This window comes from Kribbella sp. NBC_01510 (genome assembly GCF_045040325.1).
Classification (GTDB): Bacteria; Actinomycetota; Actinomycetes; order Propionibacteriales; family Kribbellaceae; genus Kribbella.
This window is the reverse complement of sequence record NZ_CP109418.1, coordinates 8,913,887-8,934,608: the sequence shown is the minus strand read 5'-3', so window position 1 is coordinate 8,934,608 and position 20,722 is coordinate 8,913,887. Positions and strand designations below refer to the sequence as shown.

Annotated in this window: 19 protein-coding genes and 1 tRNA gene; 16 read left to right on the top strand and 4 right to left on the bottom strand. The window is 68.0% G+C overall.

Features of this window, described 5'->3' with window-relative positions:
* The first annotated feature begins 94 nt into the window (after positions 1 to 94).
* Positions 95 to 1,825, top strand: coding sequence for a SulP family inorganic anion transporter (locus tag OG558_RS43435; protein ID WP_405068246.1), 1,731 nt, complete (start codon positions 95 to 97; stop codon positions 1,823 to 1,825).
* Entirely contained in the window at positions 1,818 to 3,155 is a 1,338-nt protein-coding gene (locus OG558_RS43430) for a chloride channel protein (RefSeq protein WP_405068245.1), read from the top strand. The genes OG558_RS43435 and OG558_RS43430 overlap by 8 nt, the downstream gene beginning before the upstream one ends.
* Positions 3,156 to 3,286: 131 nt before the next feature.
* Here the strand turns inward: OG558_RS43430 and OG558_RS43425 are convergent, their stop codons facing one another.
* Entirely contained in the window at positions 3,287 to 3,484 is a 198-nt protein-coding gene (locus OG558_RS43425; RefSeq protein ID WP_405068244.1) for a response regulator transcription factor, read from the bottom strand.
* A 67-nt stretch (positions 3,485 to 3,551) separates the two neighbouring features.
* Between OG558_RS43425 and OG558_RS43420 the strand changes: the two genes are divergently transcribed.
* Together OG558_RS43420 and OG558_RS43415 are read left to right on the top strand one after the other, a co-directional pair.
* Positions 3,552 to 4,118 carry a DUF2252 family protein gene (locus OG558_RS43420; protein ID WP_405068243.1) on the top strand — a complete coding sequence of 189 codons (567 nt, stop codon included), beginning with the start codon at positions 3,552 to 3,554 and terminating at the stop codon, positions 4,116 to 4,118.
* Between the two features lie 236 nt (positions 4,119 to 4,354).
* Entirely contained in the window at positions 4,355 to 4,753 is a 399-nt protein-coding gene (locus OG558_RS43415) for an SHOCT domain-containing protein (RefSeq protein ID WP_329480222.1), read from the top strand.
* A 141-nt stretch (positions 4,754 to 4,894) separates the two neighbouring features.
* On the opposite strand, the gene OG558_RS43410 is transcribed toward OG558_RS43415, so the two are convergent.
* A complete protein-coding gene (locus tag OG558_RS43410) occupies positions 4,895 to 8,359 on the bottom strand; it encodes a PQQ-dependent sugar dehydrogenase (RefSeq protein ID WP_405068242.1) in 3,465 nt (1,154 codons plus the stop codon).
* 246 nt (positions 8,360 to 8,605) lie between these two features.
* Positions 8,606 to 9,007: an SHOCT domain-containing protein gene (locus OG558_RS43405; RefSeq protein WP_405068241.1), complete on the bottom strand. Its 402-nt coding sequence runs from the start codon at positions 9,005 to 9,007 to the stop codon at positions 8,606 to 8,608.
* A 370-nt stretch (positions 9,008 to 9,377) separates the two neighbouring features.
* Here OG558_RS43405 and OG558_RS43400 point away from each other — a divergent pair, with 370 nt between their 5' ends.
* Positions 9,378 to 9,896 carry a DUF1269 domain-containing protein gene (locus tag OG558_RS43400; protein WP_405068240.1) on the top strand — a complete coding sequence of 173 codons (519 nt, stop codon included), beginning with the start codon at positions 9,378 to 9,380 and terminating at the stop codon, positions 9,894 to 9,896.
* Between the two features lie 16 nt (positions 9,897 to 9,912).
* Here OG558_RS43400 and OG558_RS43395 read toward each other — a convergent pair.
* Positions 9,913 to 9,984: transfer RNA gene (locus OG558_RS43395), tRNA-Arg, on the bottom strand.
* A gap of 168 nt (positions 9,985 to 10,152) precedes the next feature.
* Here OG558_RS43395 and OG558_RS43390 point away from each other — a divergent pair.
* From OG558_RS43390 to rpmE, 11 genes are all read left to right on the top strand, one after another.
* Positions 10,153 to 10,338, top strand: coding sequence for a PspC domain-containing protein (locus tag OG558_RS43390; protein ID WP_329480215.1), 186 nt, complete (start codon positions 10,153 to 10,155; stop codon positions 10,336 to 10,338).
* A gap of 44 nt (positions 10,339 to 10,382) precedes the next feature.
* Positions 10,383 to 10,913 carry a hypothetical protein gene (locus OG558_RS43385; RefSeq protein ID WP_405068239.1) on the top strand — a complete coding sequence of 177 codons (531 nt, stop codon included), beginning with the start codon at positions 10,383 to 10,385 and terminating at the stop codon, positions 10,911 to 10,913.
* A 57-nt stretch (positions 10,914 to 10,970) separates the two neighbouring features.
* Entirely contained in the window at positions 10,971 to 11,210 is a 240-nt protein-coding gene (locus OG558_RS43380; protein ID WP_329480211.1) for a FitA-like ribbon-helix-helix domain-containing protein, read from the top strand.
* Positions 11,210 to 11,623 carry a type II toxin-antitoxin system VapC family toxin gene (locus tag OG558_RS43375; protein WP_405068238.1) on the top strand — a complete coding sequence of 138 codons (414 nt, stop codon included), beginning with the start codon at positions 11,210 to 11,212 and terminating at the stop codon, positions 11,621 to 11,623. Before OG558_RS43380 ends, OG558_RS43375 begins: the two co-directional genes overlap by 1 nt.
* Before the next feature lie 62 nt (positions 11,624 to 11,685).
* Positions 11,686 to 13,344, top strand: coding sequence for an arginine--tRNA ligase (gene argS / locus OG558_RS43370; RefSeq protein ID WP_405068237.1), 1,659 nt, complete (start codon positions 11,686 to 11,688; stop codon positions 13,342 to 13,344).
* Complete coding sequence (gene lysA, locus OG558_RS43365) at positions 13,341 to 14,744, top strand: diaminopimelate decarboxylase (protein ID WP_329480205.1); 1,404 nt, start codon at positions 13,341 to 13,343, stop codon at positions 14,742 to 14,744. Before argS ends, lysA begins: the two co-directional genes overlap by 4 nt.
* Entirely contained in the window at positions 14,734 to 16,044 is a 1,311-nt protein-coding gene (locus OG558_RS43360) for a homoserine dehydrogenase (protein WP_405068236.1), read from the top strand. Before lysA ends, OG558_RS43360 begins: the two co-directional genes overlap by 11 nt.
* 3 nt (positions 16,045 to 16,047) lie before the next feature.
* Positions 16,048 to 17,124, top strand: coding sequence for a threonine synthase (gene thrC, locus OG558_RS43355; protein WP_405068235.1), 1,077 nt, complete (start codon positions 16,048 to 16,050; stop codon positions 17,122 to 17,124).
* Complete coding sequence (thrB, locus tag OG558_RS43350) at positions 17,124 to 18,014, top strand: homoserine kinase (protein ID WP_405068234.1); 891 nt, start codon at positions 17,124 to 17,126, stop codon at positions 18,012 to 18,014. Before thrC ends, thrB begins: the two co-directional genes overlap by 1 nt.
* Before the next feature lie 325 nt (positions 18,015 to 18,339).
* On the top strand, positions 18,340 to 20,388 hold the full coding sequence (gene rho / locus OG558_RS43345; RefSeq protein ID WP_405068233.1) for a transcription termination factor Rho: 2,049 nt from the start codon (positions 18,340 to 18,342) through the stop codon (positions 20,386 to 20,388).
* Between the two features lie 104 nt (positions 20,389 to 20,492).
* Positions 20,493 to 20,699 carry a 50S ribosomal protein L31 gene (gene rpmE / locus OG558_RS43340; protein ID WP_130387310.1) on the top strand — a complete coding sequence of 69 codons (207 nt, stop codon included), beginning with the start codon at positions 20,493 to 20,495 and terminating at the stop codon, positions 20,697 to 20,699.
* The last annotated feature ends 23 nt before the right edge of the window (positions 20,700 to 20,722 follow it).

The window sequence follows — 20,722 nt, the reverse complement described above, 5'->3', positions numbered from 1 at the left end:
CCGAGTGCACAGCGGAGACTCGGCAGCTCGAGGCACGCTCGACCCCGCCCCGGTTCACCGCCCACGCCCGATCCAAGCGGGGGAAGGTGATGATGTGAACGGGGGTGCAGCGGTGGCACGGCAGAAGCCGAACGTCTTCGTCCGTGCGGTGCCGATCGTCGAATGGCTTCCTCACTACAAGGGGTCATGGCTCCCGCTCGACCTTCTCGCCGGCCTGTCCGTGTGGGCGCTCGTCGTCCCGCAAGCGCTGGCGTACGCAGCCGTGGTCGGTGTGCCGGCGCAGTACGGCCTGTACACGATCCTCGGCGCCTCGGCCCTGTACGCGGTGTTCGCCGCGACGCGCCAGGTCGTGACAGGACCTTCTGCCTCGGTGGCGGCGGTCACCGCGCCGGTCGCCGCCCTCTACGTTGCCTCGACGGCGCCCGAGTATCTGCAGACGGTCATCGCGCTCACGCTCTGCGTCGGTGTGATCTACGTCCTCCTCGGCGTCTTCCGGATGGGGTGGATCTCGAACTTCCTCGCGAAGGCAGTCCTCGAAGGCTTCGTGTTCGCGGTCGGATTCGGCCTGATCGTCGATCAGCTGCCGAAGATCTTCGGGATCCCCAAGGCTGCTGGTTCGTACTGGGACGTGCTCGTGGGCGTGGTGAAGGATCTCGGTCTGACCAACGCCGCCACACTGACGGTCGGCGCCGTCGCGGTCGGCCTGCTGCTCCTGCTGCGCTTCACGGCTCCGAAGCTCCCCCGAGCGTTCATCGTCGTGATCTTGGGGATCCTGGCGTCTTCGTTGCTCGATCTGAGCACGCACGGTGTCGACGTCGTCGGGGAGGTACCCACCGGACTTCCCGGTGTCGCGTTGCCGACGGGCTTCTCGATCGATCAGTGGCTGTCGATGGCGGTGGGCGCCCTGGCGATCATCCTCGTCAGTTACAGCGAGTCCATCGCCAACGCCACGGAGAGCGCGGCGAGGCATCACCAGGAGTTCGCCCCGGACCAGGAGCTCACCGCGCAGGGCGCGGCCTGGGTCGGTTCATCTCTCGTGGGCGGATTCCCCGGATGCGGCAGCCTGAGCAAGACCGCTGTCAGCGAGAGCGCCGGCCAGAAGACCCAGCTCGCCGGCCTGACAGTTGCAGGGCTCACTGTCCTGACGCTGCTGCTGCTGGCTCCGATGTTCACCAACCTGCCGCAAGCAGTACTCGGTGCGGTCGTCATCGACGCTGCCCTGGGATTGATCCACTTCAAGGTCGCGGGGCGGTTCTTCACGGCGAGCAGGATCAACTTCCTCGTGTTCACAGCGACCGCGGTCGGTCTGTTCTTCGTCGGCGTGGTCGCCGGCATCGTCTTCGGCGTGCTGTTGTCCCTGGTGCTGCTCATCTCGCGGGCGTCGAAGTCGCCGTTGCGTCGGATGGCCTACGATCCCGCGGAACAGGCCTACGTCGAGGCCGATACCCACCCGGATGCGACGACCCCGCGCGGCGTGCTCGTCGTCGAGATGAACGGGCCGCTGTTCTTCGCAGACGCTGCGCCCTTCCGTGCGCACCTGCTCGACCTCGTGTCGGGGAACGACGCCACGACGGTCGTGCTCGACCTCGAGGCGACTCCCGTGGTCGACCTCGACGGAGCGGACATGCTGACCAAGATTCACGGAGAACTGGCCGACAGGGGGGTGCGCATCCTGCTCGTGCACGCGGATGCGGCCGAGCTCGACATGCTGCGACGCGCGGGGACGATGGACGCCGTCGGCGAGGAGAGCGTCTTCGAGACGGTGAGAGCCGCGGTCGTTGCGGCTAGAGGCGCAGAGCGCGGGAAGCAGGGCAACGGTGGCTGAGAAATCCGCCGCCGGGGATCCGAAGGCGATCGTCCGGACCGCCGGGTATCGGCGCCTGCTCGTTCTGGCCGCCGTCGTGGGGTTCTTCGTTTCCCTGGCCGCGTGGGCGTTCTTGACGCTGGTTCCGTGGACCCAAGACCGCGTCTACGTCACCATCCCTCACGCGCTGGGATTCAGCGATGCCCCTTGGTGGTGGCCGCTTCCAGTGCTCGCGATCGCCGGGCTGATCAGCGCGTTCGCGATCGTCCGCTTCCCCGGCAACGGTGGTCCGGTCCCGGCGGAGGGCTTCGCCGGAGGAGTGACCTCCCCCGCAGATCTCCCGGGGATTCTGCTGGCCGGGCTCGCCGCGTTGGGCCTCGGGCTCGTCCTCGGTCCGTCGATGCCGGTCATCGCCCTCGGCTCGGGCCTCGCCGTCTTCGCAGTGCGCAAAGCCAAGAGCGATGCGCCGGACAACGTGGTGATGGTGATGGCGGCGGCCGGGAGCTTCGCTTCCCTCGCGATGGTGTTCGGATCGCCGGTGATCAGCGCGGTCATCCTGATCGAGGCCGCGGGACTCGGCGGCGCCATGCTCCCATTGATCCTGCTACCGGGACTGTTGGCCGCAGGGATCGGCTCCCTGGTCTATCTGGGCATGGGATACCTCACAGGACTGGACACATCGGCGTACGCGATCAACCCGCTTGCGCTTCCGGCGATGCCCCAGCTGACGGTCGTCGATTTCTGCTGGACGGTGGCCGTCGCCGCGCTCGCCGCCGTCGTCACGTTCGCGATCTTCTGGCTCGCTCGAAGGCTGGCGGTCCGTGTACGGCCCAAACCGTTCCTCCTGCTGCCACTCGCGGGTCTGATCGTCGCCGGACTCGCCATCGCATTCGCGCAGCTCGGAGATCAGACCCCGTACGCCGTGCTCTTCTCGGGCTCACGCGCGCTGATTCCGGTCGTCGAACAGGCGGGGACGCTGTCTGTCGCCACGCTCTGCCTGCTCCTCGCCTGCAAGGGACTCGCGTGGAGCGTGTCGATGGGCAGCTTCCGCGGCGGACCCGTGTTCCCGGCGATCTTCGTCGGCGCTGTCGGTGGCCTGCTCGCCTCGCACCTCCCCTCGTTCCCGGAAGGGGCGGCGATTGCCACGGTGATGGCGGCGACCATTGGGGCGGCACTGCGACTGCCGCTGTCAGCGGTGGTGATCGCGTTGCTGTTGACTTCGAGCGCCGGACCCGCTGTCACGCCGCTGATCATCGTTGCAACAGTGGTCTCGTACGTCCTCGTCGACGGGCTCGAAGCCGCCTTCGAACCACCAGCGCCCGAGGACCGAGCCGCTTCCGACGCATCGTAGTCCCCGACCACACGTGTCATCATCCTTCCGAGGATGATTCCCGTCTGTTTCGTTGGATTCGGCCGGTCACGGCAGCGTCGCCCCCGCGGCAGGCGGCAGACCGGACCGGGCCTGCCGTCACCAGGCCGGTGTCAGAGCAGACGCAGATCGACTGCCCGCTGGATGGCCTCCGAGCGTGAGCTCGCCCCGAGCTTCTGGTAGAGCGACCGGAGGTGGGTCTTCACCGTGCTGCGCGAAATAAAGAGGGTGGCTGCTATTTGCTGGTAGGTGCTGGTCGGCAGGAGCTTGAGGATGCGCCTCTCGGCAGCGGTCAGTGGTTCGGTGAGCATGCGACGGGACCGGGAGGCGTCTGGCTGCGCTGCGCGGACCACGAGAGCCGCACTGATCAGCCGCTCCGTGAACGGAACTGGCCGCATCCAGGTGGCCCGCAAGGTCGTCGGCGTCGGCAGCGTCGGTACCCGCGCCTGGGTCTTGCTGATGGACACCCTGAACGGGGTCGAGCCCTTGTTCCTGCAGGCCAAGGAGGCCCAGCCTTCTGTTCTCGCGGAATACTGCGGGCGCAGCCAGTACGCCAACCAGGGCGAGCGCGTCGTTACCGGGCAGCATCTGATGCAGGCCCAGAGCGATATCTTCCTCGGCTGGACCCGCGCCCGCGGCGACGATGGCGTGGACCGCGACTCTTACCTGCGCCAACTGCGCGACTGGAAATTCTCCGCGCCGATCGAGCAGATGATCCCCGAGGGCATGACGTTCTACGCCCGCATGTGCGGGTGGACCCTGGCCAGGGCGCACGCTCGCTCCGGTGACCGCGTCGCCCTGGCCGCCTACCTCGGCGGCTCGAACGCCTTCGACGAGGCGATCGCCGACTTCGCCGAGACCTACGCCGACCAGAACGAACGCGACTACGCCGCCTTCCAGGCCGCAGTAGACGACGGCACGGCACAAGCCACCACCGAGATCTAGAAGCTGATGATCTCGGGCCATCAACCGCCGGCCGGCCGGTCGAGGAGTCGGCTGTGCTGGTCGAGGCGGGTTGGCGGGTCGTGCCGGCGCCAGAATCAACCCGGAACGGATGAGGACGCCGGCCGCGAAATGCGATCGAATGAGTACGCATGCTGAGTGGGGTTGCGTACGCCGAGGATCTTCGAGGTCCGACCTGAGCGCCTCGTCAGCACCAATCCCACACTGGAGGCAGTCAGATGTTCAACGACAACGGGTCGTTCCTGCTCGCATTGTTCGAGTTCTTCATCTTCTTCGCATGGATCATGTGCGTGTTCTATGTCTTCGCGGACATCTTCCGTAGCCACGACATGGGCGGGGTAGCGAAGACTCTCTGGTGCTTGTTCGTCATCTTCGTGCCATTTCTCGGCATCTTGGTCTACCTCATCGCCCGCGGCGGCGGCATGTCGAAGCGCGCCATGGAGCAGCAGCAGGGGCTCCAGGAACAGCAGGCTGAGTATGTGCGTTCAGTCGTCGCTACGAGCGGTGGCGGCTCGAGCGCCGATCAGATCGCGTCGGCCAAACAACTCCTCGACGCGGGGACGATCACTCAGGCCGAGTTCGACCAGATGAAGGCGAAGGCTCTCGCCAGTACATGACAGCTACGCACGGCGATCTGCGCGCCAGACCGGTGCGGGCACACAGCGGGTCCATCGCAAGGGGCGACGGTCGACCCGACAGTAACCGTGCGGTCGCCAGGCCGGCTCGACCACTCCGGGCGGCAAGGTCGTTCGGGGTCGTTAGTTGACCGCTGTTGCCAGGTCGGTCTGGATCTCGGTGGCGGTGAGTGCGCGGTTGTAGACGCGGATGTCGTCGAGCAGTCCGCGCCAGCGTTCGCCGCCACAGCTGCTGCAGGCCGACTGGCCGAACACCAGGGCCTGTGTGTTGGGCACCGGTGCCGTGGTCTCGTTGGCCGTGCGGATCGCAGTCCCGTTCAGGTACAGGGTGTAGGTGTTGGCCGCGTCGTTGAACACGGCGGCGAGGTGCGACCACTGGTTCAGCGGAATCGTCGGAGTGGTGCTGACGTACTCGCGGCAGCCGCCGTTGCTGAACCCGCTGGCGATCTTGTTGCCGGTGGTCTGCAGCCAGTAGCCGCAGCCGCCGGTCACCTCCTTGATCAGGATCGTCTCGTAGTTGCTCAGCGCTGTCGGGTTGACCCAGGCCTCCAGGGTGTAGCTGGAGTTGAGGCTGATCGACGCCGAGTGCGGCACGGTCACGTTGCCCGATGACCCGTTGAACGACAGGGCAGCGCCGTACTTGCCGGCCGTGGTCCAGGTGGCGCCGACGCCCGACAACGTGCCGTTGTTTCCGCTGCCCGACGAGTCGTGCACGCTTGTCCCGGAGCCTTCGTTGAATCCCCAGGCACCCACCAGTCCGGTCGGCAACGGCGTCGCGGTGAACGTCGCCGTGTAGCTCTGCGCAGCCGCCGGCACCGTGATGGTGTGCTGCTGCCCGCCGCCGTCGGACCAGGACGCGAAGGTGTACGACGTGCCGCCCGCGATCTGGTTGCGCGCCTCGATCGTGTGGTTGTACCCGACCAGCGTGTCGTAGACGAACGGCGTCGTCTTGGCGATCCCGTCGAGATAGAGCTGCCGGCCGCTGGGCACGGTGTCGAACGTCAGGTTGACCTTCTGCGGATAGACGATGACCGACTGCGTCGAGGTCAGACCGGTCGAGTCGCGGACGGTCAGCTGGATGCGGTAACGCGTGTTGCCGCTGAAGTCGTGGCCCGTCGACGGGATGACGAAACTGCCGCTCTTCACGCCGGTGATCGGCGTACCGGGGTGGACGTGGCCGTCGTGCAGGAAGTCGATGTTCCAGGTGAACGCACTGGCGGGGAGCGGGCCGTCATCGGGATCGATGCCGTCACCGCTGTACGTGATGACGTCGCCGGCCACGAACTGCGCGCCGTCGGTCGGCGCCAGGATGGTTGCCGTCGGGACGCTGCCCGCGCTGATGGTGATCGGTGTCGAGATAGAGCTGTTCACGCCGTCGGAGACGGTCAGCCGAGCTTGATAGGCGCCGGCCGTGACGTAGGTGTGCACCGGGTTGGCCTCGGTGGAGGTGGCACCGTCACCGAAGGTCCAGGAGTAGGTCAGCGGCTGGCCCTCGGGGTCGGACGAGCCGGCACTCGAGAACGTGACGTCCAGCGGTGCCGGGCCGGAGGCCGGAGTGGCCGTGGCGGTCACGACCGGCGCCTGGTTGGACTGGACGTACTTGATCCGGCGGATCTTGCTCACGCCGAACATTCCACTCTCGTCGGAGTAGCCGAGGTCCGCGTAGTACAGCGCACCGTCGGGTCCCTCGGCCAGGTAGACGATGTCGCCGTACGGTCCGTCCACGGAGCCGTCCGGCGGCTCGAAGTTGAAGCTGCCGGTGACGGCACCGCTCGCGTCGAGGGTGACGCCACGGATCCAGTTCTGGGCGTAGTCGGCGTAGAAGTACGCGCCTCGGTACGCCGGTGGGAACACGGTGCCGTGATAGACGAAGCCGCCGGTGACTGCCGCGTCGCGGCCCGAGTGCGGGTACCAGATCAGTGGGCTGGTGCAGGGGGCCGCACAGGGGCCCTCGGTGCTGGGCCAGCCGTAGTCGGCTCCGCGGACACCGAGCTCGACCTCCTCCTTCGAGGTCGAGGTGTCGTTGCCGCCGACATCGCCGATGAAGTACCGCCCGGTCGGTGCGTCGTAGTACGCCCGGAACGGGTTGCGCAGACCGCGCGCCCAGATCGTGTCGACGTTCGGGCCGGCCCCGTCGTAGAAGGGGTTGTCGGTCGGCGCCGTACCGTCGGGATTGATCCGGTGGACCTTGCCGCGCGGGCTGGTGAGCAGCGGCGCGGCCGAGGGAACGAAGTGCTCACCGGTGGTGAAGAGCAGCTTCCCGTCGTTGGCGAAGTTCAGCGAGCCGCCGTGGTGCTCCGCATTGGCGGTCTGCGGATCCTCGTACAGCACGAACTCGCTGCCGGCGACGGTGCCGTCCAGCGTGGCGTTCGCGGTGAAGCGCGAGACGCGGTCGTGGTTGGGCGTGCCCAGTGTGTAGAACACGTAGTAGTAGTGGTTCGTTGCGAATCCGGGGTCGAGCACGAGGTCGTAGATGCCTTGCTGTACTCCGGCCGAGCCGATGTTCGTGATCTGCAGGAACAGCGTCGGGCTCGGCTGCGTGTACGGCGGGGGCAGGACCTTGATCCGGCCTTGCAACTCGGCCACCAGCATGCGGCCGTCCGGCAGGAACTCGAACGTGGTTGGCAGGTCGAAACCGGTCGCCAGGACCTCGTTCTGGAAGTAGTTGGTGTTGGTGACATTGACGTTGACCAGGGCCGTCGTCGTCGCGTTGCCGGCGGCGTCGCGGGCCCGGGCGGACAGCGTGTGGGCGCCGTTGGGGACCGTGCGACTGTCCCAGGTCAGTGCGTACGGCGCTGTGGTGTCCTCGGGACCGTTGGCACTCCCGTCGACCAGGAACTGCACCGCCACGACTCCCACGTTGTCGGCGGCGTCCGCGCCGACCACGACGATGTCGTTGACGGTGGCATTGTTCGCGGGTGCGGTGATCGCGACAGTCGGGGGAGTGGTGTCGGCCGGCGTCGAGTCAGCCTTGAAGGCCACCATGTGCATGGCCCAGGCGGTGCTGTTCTGGGTTGCGGTGGCGCTGTAGGGGCCTGCGGTGGTGACCAGTCTGTCCTCGGTCCGGTTGCCGAAGTTGCTGCGCCGAGTGGTGAAGCCGGTTCCTCCGGCGGTCACGGTGCCCAGGGACGCGCCGGCTCCGAAGATCAGGTCGTTGGCGTTGGTCGTGGTCGCCGTACCGCTGTTCATCGCGCTCGCGGTGCCGACGGCTGCGGCGGAGACGTCCAGCGGGTTCGTCTTGTCGAGGCCGGAGTACTCGTGGATGTAGAGGTCCCCGAACGACGTGATCGCGGTGCCGAAGGTCGCGCGCACCGTGTTGGTGCCGGCGGCAACGTTCTTCGCGTAGAACACCTGCGAGCTCCAGGCGTTGCCGTTCCATCTCGTCACCGGCGCGGCAGCGGCGTACGCGTTGCCCAAGGTGTCGGTCACCGTGACCGCGGAACTGTTGCTCCACACCACGTAAACGACGATCAGGTTGCCGGCCACGTTGTTGTTGGTGAACTTGAGGCTGTCCAACGTGCCGGTGGTGATCTCCTTGCCCCGGCTCTGTACATGCACCGGCGTGGCCGCCTGTGCCGGCGCTGTCACCGCCACCAACCCCACGGCAGCCAGCGCACCCGTCAGCACAACAGCCGTAACCCGGCCCGACCGACGCCCCCACACATGGCGAAGCCCCATCGCCCCCACCCCCCTGCGTTCGGTGCACGCGGCCCCCCGGGTGCCCCGCTGCGAGTGTCCGCCCATTCCGACACTCACGGCAAGGCCACCCGACTGTGGAGGCCGCTTTGCTACCAACCGCAACCAGAGGGGATGTCGCGGTGATCCCGACCCGGGTCAGCCGCCCGCGAGGGCCTTGGCCTTTCCGGCCTCGAACTCCGCGTCCGAGATCACACCCTTGTCCTTCAGGTCTGCGAGACGGCTGATCTCATCGGCAGCGCTGGTCGAGGACCCGGCCACGCCCTTGATGTACTCACGGGTCGCCGCGTCCTGGGCCTGAGCCTGCTTGTAGGCGCGATCGTGCATCTTCCCGCCACGAACGATCAGATAGATGAACACACCGAAGTAGGGAAGGATCACGACGAAGATCGTCCACAACGCCTTTCCCCAGCCGGACAGGTCGGAGCTGCGGAAGATGTCGGTGAAGACGATGATCAGCAGCCAGAACCAGATGATCCAGAGGAAGAACCAGAGAAGTGACAGGAACACGTCACCATTTCCGAAGTCAAGCGCGATCATCTCGCCGCCCCCTGTTCGTGAAGTGCCGCACCCGGGCACCGGCGGAGCCCGATGGGTGCGTTGTTCTCAGATGTCATGAGATTCCCTCTTTACGTGGGATGTTTACGGGACGATGGTCACAGCCGTCGGCGTCCCCGGCATCCCCTGCGGTGGGTGAGATCGAGAGGACGGACGGGATGAATCCGCTGCCTGGTAGGCACTCAGTGTCACTGTATGTTACGGTCTGTGACCGCTGAGCCCGACGCCTCGGTGCCGCGGACCAACGGTGCGGGGCGGAATCACCTAGGGGAGGGGATGACGGCGCAACGGGGCGATGTGACGGTGGCCGCAGGTGGCCGGGCGGCCACAACCTGAACAGGGGGCACCCATCATGGCAGATCGCAACTACACGCTGTTCGTTGCCGCGTACGACGACGAAGCGTCTGCGCAAGCGGATTTCACGGCCATCAAGGAGCTGGACGACACCGTCGTCATGGCCGCGGTGGTCCTCTCCCGTGACTCCTCGGGCCAGGTGGAGGTCAAGGAGCACGGCGGCGGCTACGTCGCCGCCGGTACGACCCTGGGCGCGGTCGGAGGGCTCGTGGTCGGATTGTTCGCCCCGCCCCTGCTGCTTGCCGGTGTGGTCGGCGCCGGGATCGGCGCCGGCGCCGGGGCCATCGCCAAGCGTCACGAGGAGAAGTCCATCGGTGTGGACGCGGAGGAGTGGCTGCCTGCCGGTTCCTCGGCGATCGCCGCAGTCGTCGACGACCTCTACCTCGACCGTGTCGACAAGGCCGTCGGCAAGGCGGCCAAGAAGGTCAGCAAGGCCATCGACAAGGGCGACTACGACGCCGTCGTCAAGGCCGTCAACGAGGGCGACGAGAAGGTCATCGACGCCGCGGAGTCCTGATCCAGTAAGAAACGTGCGCCCCCGGCAGGATTCGAACCTGCGCACCCGCCTCCGGAGGGCGGTGCTCTATCCCCTGAGCTACGGGGGCTCAGGAACGTGCAGAACAGTAGCAGGAAGTCACTGGAAATCCCGAATCGGGTCGGGCGCTCCGGGAGACCCTGAGCCGACCCTGGAACCACGGTGCGGCGGGATCGACTTCCGGTGCGCAGACGTCATAGTGGTTGTAAGCCCAACAGCTGAAAGGAAATCGGTACCCATGGCTACCACTCTGGTCCGCCCGTCCAACGGTCGCTGGATCGGCGGTGTCTGCGCCGGGCTGGCCCGCAGGTTCGGCATCTCGGCGAACACGATGCGTCTGATCTTCGTCGTCAGCTGCCTGCTGCCCGGCCCGCAGTTCCTGATCTACATCGTGCTCTGGGTGCTGATGCCGTCGGAGGACTGACCCTGCGGCAGCCCGGCCGGGCGCGCATGGCAATCTGGCTCGTCATGAGAGCAGGCAGGTGGCGCCGGGCGGGCGTGACGGCGGCCGCCCTGCTCCTCATGAGCACCGTGGTGGGCGGCTGCCAGGTGGGCCCCGCACCGCCCGGTCCGGCCGAGCTCCGGACCGGGCCGCCTCCGTGGGACGCACCCCGCGACGCGGTCTCGTACATCGACAGGGCCGGTTTCGAACGACTCCCGCTCGACTTCTCCGGCCCCTCGCCGTACACCCTGACCATCGCCGTCACGGTCGACGGCACCGCGGTCCAGGTCCCGGCCGGCGTCGGCATCGACCGCCTCCGCGCCGAGCAGGCCGCCGTCCACACCCACACCACCGACGGCCTCGTCTACGTCGAGGCCAAAACCACCGCCGAGCACCCCACCCTCGCCCAGTTCTTCACCCTCTGGGGCGTCAAGTACGACGCCAACTGCCTCGCGGACGCCTGCAAGTCCCTGACAGTCGCGGTCGACGGCAAACCCGCTCCCTGGGACACACCCCTGGTTCCCAACAGCCATATCGCCGTCACGGTGCGTCACTGACTCGTGCAATCAGTGCTACGCTTTCTGCTAGCACCGAAGGCAGAGAGAGGACCGAGTATGGCGGCAATCACCGTGCGAAGCCTGGACGACGATGTGAAGCACCGGCTGCGAGTTCGGGCGGCGAAGCACGGCCATTCGATGGAGGCCGAGGTGCGAGCGATCCTCGTCGACGCCGTGGCCGAGGAGGAGCCGAGCAACTGGGTCAGGTTCCACGAGCGGTTCGCTGCGATCGGCGGGGTCGAGCTGGATATACCGCCACGGACCGGTGGCCACCGCGAACTGGTCGAGTTCGACTGATGATCGTTCTCGACACGAACGTCCTCTCGGAGCTAATGAAGGAGTCTCCGAACGAGACCGTCTGGCAGTGGCTGCAGGGCAACCCGAACGAGGAGCTGTGCGCGACGGCAATCACGGCCGCCGAGATCCATGACGGAATCGAGCAGATGCCGGCCGGTCGCCGGCGCAGGCAGGTGCGGGAGGCCGCGGACGTCGCATTCGCCGTGGTCGAGGACGACCTGCTGTCGTTCACCGCGGAAGCCGCGATGGCCTATTCGGTGGTGGTCCGGGACCGGCGCCGAGCAGGTTTGCCGATCGGCGTCCTGGATGCGCAGATCGCGGCGATCTGTCTGGTGGAGCAGGCTGCGCTCGCGACCAGGAATACCCAGGACTTCGCCCGGACCGGCGTCGAGCTGATCAATCCGTGGGAGTGAGGCCGTACCGGGCTGTGGATGCTGAGTCAAGGGATCGGGTGGCGGGCCATTAGGCTGAGGCGGTGACTCCGGAACAGCTCGCTGAGAAGATCCTGCAGGCCCTGGCCGCGCTCGCCGCCGACGGCGCCATCACCGTCGAGGGCGGGCTGCCGCGCGAGCTGAAGGTCGAGCGACCCAAGAACCCCGAGCACGGGGACTACGCCACCAACGTCGCGATGCAGCTCGGCAAGCGCGCCGGGCTGAATCCGCGCCAGTTCGCCGAGCTGCTCGCCGCCAAGCTGCGCACCGACGACGCGATCACCGCGGTCGAGATCGCCGGTCCCGGCTTCATCAACCTCCGGGTCGCGGCCGACGCCCAGGGCAAGGTGGCCCAGGCCATCGTCGACGCCGGCCCGCAGTACGGCACGAGCGACACCCTGCACGGCCAGTCGATCAACCTCGAGTTCATCTCGGCCAACCCGACCGGCCCGCTGCACCTCGGCCACACCCGCTGGGCCGCCGTCGGCGACGCGCTCGCCCGGGTGCTGACCGCCGCCGGCGCGACCGTCGCCCGCGAGTTCTACATCAACGACCGCGGCCTCCAGATGGACAAGTTCGGCGCCAGTCTGCAGGCGGCGGCCAACGGTCAGCCGATCCCCGAGGACGGCTACCACGGCGAGTACATCCTCGATCTGGCGAAGCAGATCGTCGACGAGGTCCCGGCCATCCTGTCGCTGCCCGAGGACGAGCAGATGATCGCGTTCCGCGAGGCGGGGTACGAGCGCCAGCTCAAGGAGCAGCAGGCCCAGCTCGAGCACTTCCGGACCAAGTTCGACGTGTGGTTCTCCGAGCGCAGCCTGACCGAGCAGGACGGCGTCGGCCACGCGATCGAGAAGCTGCGCCAGCAGGGTCACCTGTACGACGCCGACGACGCGCTGTGGATGCGGACCACGGACTTCACCGACGACAAGGACCGGGTCCTGATCCGCTCCAACGGCGAGCCGACGTACTTCGCCTCCGACGCGGCCTACTACGTGAACAAGCGCGAGCGCGGCTTCGACGTCTGTATCTACCTGCTCGGCGCGGACCACCACGGCTACGTCAACCGGCTGAAGGCGATCGCGGCCTGTGCCGGCGACGACCCCGAGCACAACATCGAGGTCCTGATCGGCCAGCTGGTGAAGATCCTCAAGGGCGGCGAGGAGATGCGGCTGTCCAAGCGGGCCGGCACCATCGTCACGCTGGCCGAGCTGGTCGAGGAAGGCGGCGTCGACCCGCTCCGCTACACGCTCTCCCGCTACCCGGTCGACTCCCCGCTGACGCTGGACATCGAGGAGATGACCCGGCAGGCCAGTGACAACCCGGTCTACTACGTCCAGTACGCGCACGCCCGGCTCGCGTCGATCCTGCGCAACGCGGACGAGCTCGGCATCAAGCTGGACGAGTTCGACCCGGGCCTGCTCAGCCACGAGCGCGAGGGCGACCTGCTCCGGGCGCTCGCCGAGTTCCCGCGCGTCGTCGCCACCGCCGCCGAGCTGCGCGAGCCGCACCGGATCGCCCGCTACCTGGAGGACACCGCGGCCGCGTTCCACAAGTTCTACGACAGTTGCCGCGTGCTGCCGCGCGGCGACGAGGAGGTGGAGCCGGTGCACAAGGCTCGCCTGACCCTGGTCTCGGCGACCAGGACCGTGCTCGCCAACGGACTGGACCTGCTCGGCGTCTCCGCTCCGGAGCGGATGTGAGAGCGCACGAGGCGGGCGACGCCGGCCACCGCGGACCGGCCTGGTTGCGTCCCCCGGCGGACGTCAACGACCTGGTGCCACAGCTGTGGTCGTCGACCGCGACGAAGACGGCCGACGGGGCGCTCGAGGTCGGCGGTGTCGACGTCCGCGCGCTGGTCGCTGAGCACGGCAGCCCGGCGTTCCTGCTGGACGAGGCCGACTTCCGCGCCCGGGCCAGGGCGTTCCGGGAAGGATTCAAGGACTTCTCGGTCTACTACGGCGGCAAGGCGTTCCTCTGTACGACGGTGGTGCGCTGGCTGATGGAGGAAGGACTGAACCTCGACATCTGCTCGGGTGGTGAACTCGCCGTCGCCCTGCGCGCCGGTGCTGATCCCCAGCGGTTGGCGTTCCATGGCAACAACAAGTCCGAGTCCGAGCTGGCCCGCGCACTCGACGCGAGGATCGGACGGATCATCGTCGACTCCTTCCACGAGATCGAGCGGCTGATCCGGCTCGCCGCGGACCGGGGAGTGGTGGTGCCGGTGATGGTCCGGGTCACCGCCGGCGTCGAGGCCCACACCCACGCCTACATCGCGACGGCCCACCAGGACCAGAAGTTCGGCTTCTCCATCACCACCGGCGACGCGTTCGAAGCCGTTGCCCTGGTCAACAAAGCGCCCGAGCTGGAGCTGCTCGGGCTGCACTCGCACATCGGCTCGCAGATCTTCGACTCGTCCGGGTTCGAGATCGCCGCGAAGCGCGTGATCGCCTTGCACGCAAAGGTTTCCGAGGAGCTCGGTGTGGACATGCCGGAGCTCGACCTCGGCGGTGGCTTCGGGATCGCGTACACCACGCAGGACGATCCGTCCGACCCGGCGCAGCTCGCCACCGAGATGGGCAAGATCGTCGAGCACGAGTGCCGTGCGAACTCCGTCGACATACCGCAGCTGTCCATCGAGCCCGGTCGTGCGATCGTCGGGCCGGCTATGTGCACGGTCTACTCGGTCGGCACGGTCAAGGAGGTCCAGCTCGACTACGGTGCCTCGCGCATCTACGTGTCGGTCGACGGTGGCATGAGCGACAACATCCGCACCGCCCTCTACGACGCCGACTACTCGTGCACGCTGGCAAGCCGGTACAGCCAGGCCGATCCGGCCTTGGCCCGGGTGGTCGGCAAGCATTGTGAATCGGGTGACATCGTGGTGAAGGACGAGTTCCTCCCGTCTGATGTGCGCCCCGGCGACCTCATCGCGGTCCCCGGCACCGGCGCGTACTGCCGGTCGATGGCGAGCAACTACAACCACGTGCCGCGGCCACCGGTGATCGCGGTCAAGGACGGTCACACCAAGGTCGTCGTACGGCGTGAGACCGAAGACGACCTGCTGGCACTCGACATGGGAGCTGAGGGCCATGCCTCCTGACCCAGTGAACGACGCCAAACCTCTGAAGGTAGGCCTGCTCGGTTGTGGCGTGGTCGGCACCGAGGTGGTGCGGATCCTGACCGAGCAGGCTGACCATCTGGCCGCCCGGGTCGGTGCCCGGCTGGAGATCGCGGGCATCGCCGTACGGCGGGCCGGACGCGAGCGCGACATCGCCGTCGACCCGTCGCTCGTCACCACCGACGCCCAGGCACTGGTGTCGCGCGGCGATCTGGACCTGGTGATCGAGGTGATCGGCGGGCTGGAGCCGGCCCGCACCCTGATCCTGTCCGCGCTCGAGCACGGCGCGTCCGTCGTCACCGCGAACAAGGCACTGCTGGCCGAGGACGGCCCGACGCTGTTCGCGGCCGCAGAGAAGTACGAGCGCGACCTGTACTTCGAGGCCGCCGTGGCCGGTGCGATCCCGATCCTCCGGCCGCTGCGCGAGTCGCTCGCCGGTGACGACGTGACCCGGGTGATGGGCATCGTCAACGGCACCACGAACTACATCCTCGACAAGATGGACAGCACCGGCGCCGGCTTCGACGAGGCATTGGAAGAAGCACAGTCCCTGGGGTACGCCGAAGCCGACCCGACCGCGGACATCGAGGGCTTCGACGCGGCCGCGAAGGCGGCACTGCTGGCGAGTTTGGCCTTCCACACCAGGGTTTCCATCGCCGACGTGCACCGCGAGGGCATCACCGAGGTGACCGCCACCGACATCGCGTCGGCCCGCGAGATGGGCTGCGTGGTGAAGTCGCTGGCGATCTGCGAGCTGGACGAGGCGACCGACTCGGTCAGTGCCCGGGTGTACCCGGCGATGATCCCGGCCACCCACCCGTTGGCCAGTGTTCGGGACGCGTACAACGCTGTGTTCGTGGAAAGCAAGGCAGCCGGCCAGCTGATGTTCTATGGTCGTGGTGCCGGCGGCGCCCCGACGGCCAGCGCCGTTCTCGGGGATCTCGTGTCCGCCGCGCGCAACCGGCTCAAGGGCGTGCCGGGGGTCGGCGAGTCGTCGTACACCCAGCGAGCCGTGCGGCCGATGGGTGACGCGATGACCCGCTACCACGTGTCGCTGGACGTGGCCGACAAGGCCGGCGTGCTGGCGGCGGTGGCCCACGCGTTCGCCGAGCACGACGTGTCGATCCAGACCGTCCGCCAGGAGGGCCGGGGCAGTGACGCGCAACTGGTGGTGGTCACCCACACCGCGACCGACGCCGCGTTGTCCGCGACCGTGGAGGCCCTGCGTGACATGGACATCGTTCGGGAAGTCAGCAGTGTGATGCGGGTAGAAGGCGAGTAACGAATGGCTCAGCAGCGGCCTCATCAATGGCAGGGCGTGATCGAGGAGTACAGAGACCGGCTTCCCGTTTCGGCGGACACTCCGGTCGTCACGCTCGGCGAGGGCGGTACGCCGCTGGTGGCCGCGCAGTGGCTCAGCGAGCAGACCGGCTGCGAGGTCTGGCTCAAGGTCGAGGGCAACAACCCGACCGGCTCGTTCAAGGACCGCGGCATGACGGTGGCGATCTCGCTCGCCGCGCAGGCCGGCGACAAGGCGGTCGTCTGCGCCTCGACCGGCAACACGTCCGCGTCGGCGGCGGCGTACGCCGTCCGGGCCGGACTGATCCCACTCGTGCTGATCCCGGCCGGCCGGATCGCGAAGGGCAAGCTGGCCCAGGCTATCGTGCACGGCGCCCGGCTGGTCTCCGTCGACGGCGGTTTCGACGACTGCCTGCGGATCGTCCGCGAGCTCGGCAAGCACTACCCGGTCGCGTTGGTGAACTCGGTCAACCCGGTCCGTCTGGAGGGCCAGAAGACCGCCGCCTTCGAGGTGTGCGACGCGCTCGGCGACGCCCCGGACCTGCACCTGCTGCCGGTCGGCAACGCGGGCAACATCGCGGCCTACTGGAAGGGATACCAGGAGTACGCGAAGGACAAGCTGGCCTCGAAGACCCCGCGGATGTGGGGTTTCCAGGCCGAGGGCGCGGCGCCGATCGTCCGCAAGGCGATCGTCGAGCAGCCCGAAACCGCCGCCACCGCGATCCGGGTCGGGAACCCGGCCTCCTGGACCCTCGCCGAGGCCGCGCGGGACGAGTCCGGCGGCCGGATCGAGATCGTCACGGACGAGCAGATCCTCACCGCACAGCGTGAACTCGCCGCCCGCGAAGGCGTTTTCGTCGAGCCCGCGTCGGCGGCCGGCGTCGCCGGACTCCTGCACGCGAAGGCCCAGGGCTGGCTGCCCGGCGGCTCGACCGTAGTGATCACCGTCACAGGCCATGGCCTGAAGGACATCGACACCGCGCTCGACCACGCCCAGGTGGACGAGTCCCCGGTCACCCCGGCCGACACCGACGCCGTCGCCCGCGTCGCCGGCCTCGCCTGATGACCAGCTGTCACCAGGTGCGGATCCGGGTCCCGGCAACGAGCGCCAACCTCGGCCCTGGCTTCGACGCGTTCGGCCTCGCGCTCACGCTGTACGACGAACTGATCGTGACGCCCGGTGGATCCGGGGTGCGGGTCGAGGTCTCCGGCGAGGGCGAAGGCGAAGTGGCGCTGGACGAGTCGCATCTCGTCGTCCGCTCGATCCGGGCCGGCCTCGAGGCGCTCGGGGCCTCGGTGCCCGGCTTCACCTTGCGGTGCGAGAACCGGATCCCGCACGGACGCGGCCTGGGGTCGTCGTCGGCCGCGATCGTCGGCGGTCTCGCGGCGGCGTACGGACTGGCCGATGAACCGGTCGACCGGGAGCGGATCGTCGTACTGGCGAACGAGATCGAGGGTCATCCGGACAACGTGGCCGCTGCGACATTGGGTGGGTTCACGATTGCCTGGACGGAAGGCGAAACCGCCCGGGCGGTTCGGCTCGACCCGGCGGGCGGCTTGGCCGCAGTGGCTTATGTACCTGACAATCGCGTGCTGACCAAGGAGGCGCGCGGGTTGCTGCCGAGCGTCGTTCCCCACAGTGATGCCGCGGCGAATGCCGGGAAGGCTGCCTTGTTCGTGGCGGCGCTGACCGGGCGTCCCGAGCTGTTGCTGACGGCGACGGAGGATCGGCTGCACCAGGAGTACCGCGAGCCCGCGATGCCCGAGAGCCTGTCGCTCGTGCACAAGTTGCGGGGGAGCGGGCTGGCCGCCGTCGTCAGCGGGGCCGGCCCGACCGTCGCCGTTCTGGGCCGCCCAGATGGGACCTCGCCGGACGCGCCGGACGGCTGGACGAAGTACGAACTGGGAATCGATCCAGTCGGCGTACAGGTCTGGTCGCTGGAATCCGGCTGAGCGCGGGAATGATCCAGAACTGACACGCGTTGTACCCCTCGAGTCAGCAGAACGACCCGTAGTGGTGCTAGTCTCGACTCACCCGATCCCCTCCAGGTGATCGGTGAACTCTCGTCACGATCCGGGCTGTGCTCCCGGCACCCTGTGTTGTGTGGCGACCCTCCTGTGGATTTGACCTTGCGCCGCCTGCGCCGGAGATGTCCGGGGGGACTCAGATCGAGCGAGAGCCTCTTGTGTCCACGTCGCCGTTTCGTCGGTCGTGGGTGATGAAATTTGATCGATGTGCCTTCTGGGACATCGATGATCCGTGTGGGAAGGACCTCACGTGACAGAAACTGTTGAAGCCTCCAGCGGAGCCGGAACTACGTCGGCCCCGGGAACCGATGCCGCGGCCACCACCGCCACGCGTCGCCGGAAGGCCGGAGGCGGCCTCGAGGGCATGCTGCTCCCCGAGCTCAAGCAGCTCGCCGGGACGCTCGGCATCAAGGGCACCGGCGCACTGCGCAAGGGCCAGCTGATCGAGGCGATCAAGGCCGCTCAGGCCGGTGGCTCCGCGGGCACGGCCCGGGCGAAGGTGAGCCAGCCGACCCTGGACGAGGGTGCCGCCGAGGCCCCCGCGGCCAAGACCCCGGCCAAGCGCGAGGGTGGCAGTCGCCGGACCCGCGCCGCCGCCGAGAAGGACGCCGGACAGAACGGCGCCACCCCGGAAGCAGCCGCTCCGGCCACCGCGGCCGTCGAAGCGCCTGCCGCGTCCCAGAACGGGACGACCGCCGCGCAGAACGGCGCCGTGACCGCCGAGCCGAAGGCCGAGCAGAGCGCGGAGAGCCGCGACAACCAGCGCGACGGCAACCGCGACACCCGTGACGCGAACCAGAACCGCGACCGCGATCGGAACCGGGACAACCGCGGCGACGCCAACCGCGACAGCAACCAGAACCGCGACCGCAACCGCGACAACCAGCGGGACAACCAGCGCGACGGCCAGGCTCGGGACAACCAGAACCGCGACCGGGACAACCAGAGCCGGGACAACCGCGGCGACAACCAGCGCAACCGCCAGCAGGACCAGAACGACCGCGGCGAGGAAGGCGAGGGCCGTCGCCGGCGCCGCCGGGGCCGCGACCGCGATCGCAACCGGGAGCCCCAGAGCGGTCGTGACATCAGCCGCAACCGCGGCCGCGGTGAGCGGTTCGACCCGGAGCCGACGATCAGCGAGGACGACGTGCTCGTCCCGGCCGCAGGCATCCTCGACGTACTCGACAACTACGCGTTCGTCCGGACCAGCGGCTACCTGCCCGGCCCGAACGACGTGTACGTCGCACTCTCGATGGTGAAGCGGTACGGCCTGCGCAAGGGTGACGCGATCACCGGTGCGGTTAAGCAGCCGCAGGAGGGTGAGCGCAAGGAGAAGTTCAACCCGCTGGTCCGGATCGACACCGTGAACGGTGCGGATCCGGAGATCGCCAAGCAGCGGCAGGACTTCAACAAGCTGACCCCGCTGTACGCGACCGAGCGGCTCCGGCTGGAGACCGAGCCCGGTGTGCTCACCACCCGGATCGTCGACATCGTCAGCCCGATCGGCAAGGGCCAGCGCGGCCTGATCGTCTCGCCGCCGAAGGCCGGTAAGACGATGGTGCTGCAGGCGCTGGCGAACGCGATCACCACGAACAACCCCGAAGTGCACCTGATGGTCGTGCTGGTGGACGAGCGGCCCGAAGAGGTCACCGACATGCAGCGCACCGTCAAGGGCGAGGTCATCGCCTCGACGTTCGACCGCCCGGCCGACGACCACACCACGGTCGCGGAGCTGGCGATCGAGCGGGCCAAGCGGCTGGTCGAGCTCGGCCACGACGTGGTCGTCCTGCTCGACTCGATCACCCGGCTCGGCCGCGCGTACAACATCGCGGCCCCGGCCAGCGGCCGGATCCTGTCCGGTGGTGTCGACTCGTCCGCGCTGTACCCGCCGAAGCGGTTCTTCGGCGCGGCCCGCAACATCGAGGACGGCGGCTCGCTGACCATCCTCGCGACCGCGCTGATCGAGACCGGCTCGAAGATGGACGAGGTGATCTTCGAGGAGTTCAAGGGCACCGGCAACATGGAGCTCCGGCTGCGCCGCGAGTTCGCCGACCGGCGCATCTTCCCGGCCATCGACGTGGTCGCCTCCGGCACCCGCCGCGAGGAACTCCTGATGTCGAAGGACGAGACCTCGGTGGTCTGGAAGCTCCGCCGGGTGCTGAGCGCGCTCGACGGCCAGGCCGCCCTGGAGCTGCTGATCGGCAAGCTCAAGGAGAGCAAGTCGAACATCGAGTTCCTGCTCCAGGTGAACAAGACCACCCCGTCGGCCGGAGGCCGCTCCACCGACGACGGCAGCTGACGCGATTCGCCAGCTCCGGCTTCCGGATGGCAAACTAGTTTGTTGGTTCCGGTTCACGCTCGTACCGTGCGGGCGACCCGGGGCACCTGAACCTAGGAGATCCTTTGAAGAGCGACATCCACCCGACCTACGTGGACACCACGGTGACCTGCACCTGTGGCGCCACGTTCACCACGCGCTCGACCGCGGAGAACGGCGTGATCCACGCCGACGTCTGCTCGCAGTGCCACCCCTTCTACACCGGCAAGCAGAAGATCCTCGACACCGGTGGCCGGGTGGCCCGCTTCGAGAAGCGGTACGCCAAGAAGTAGCGACCTCACCGCGCGCCGGTCCG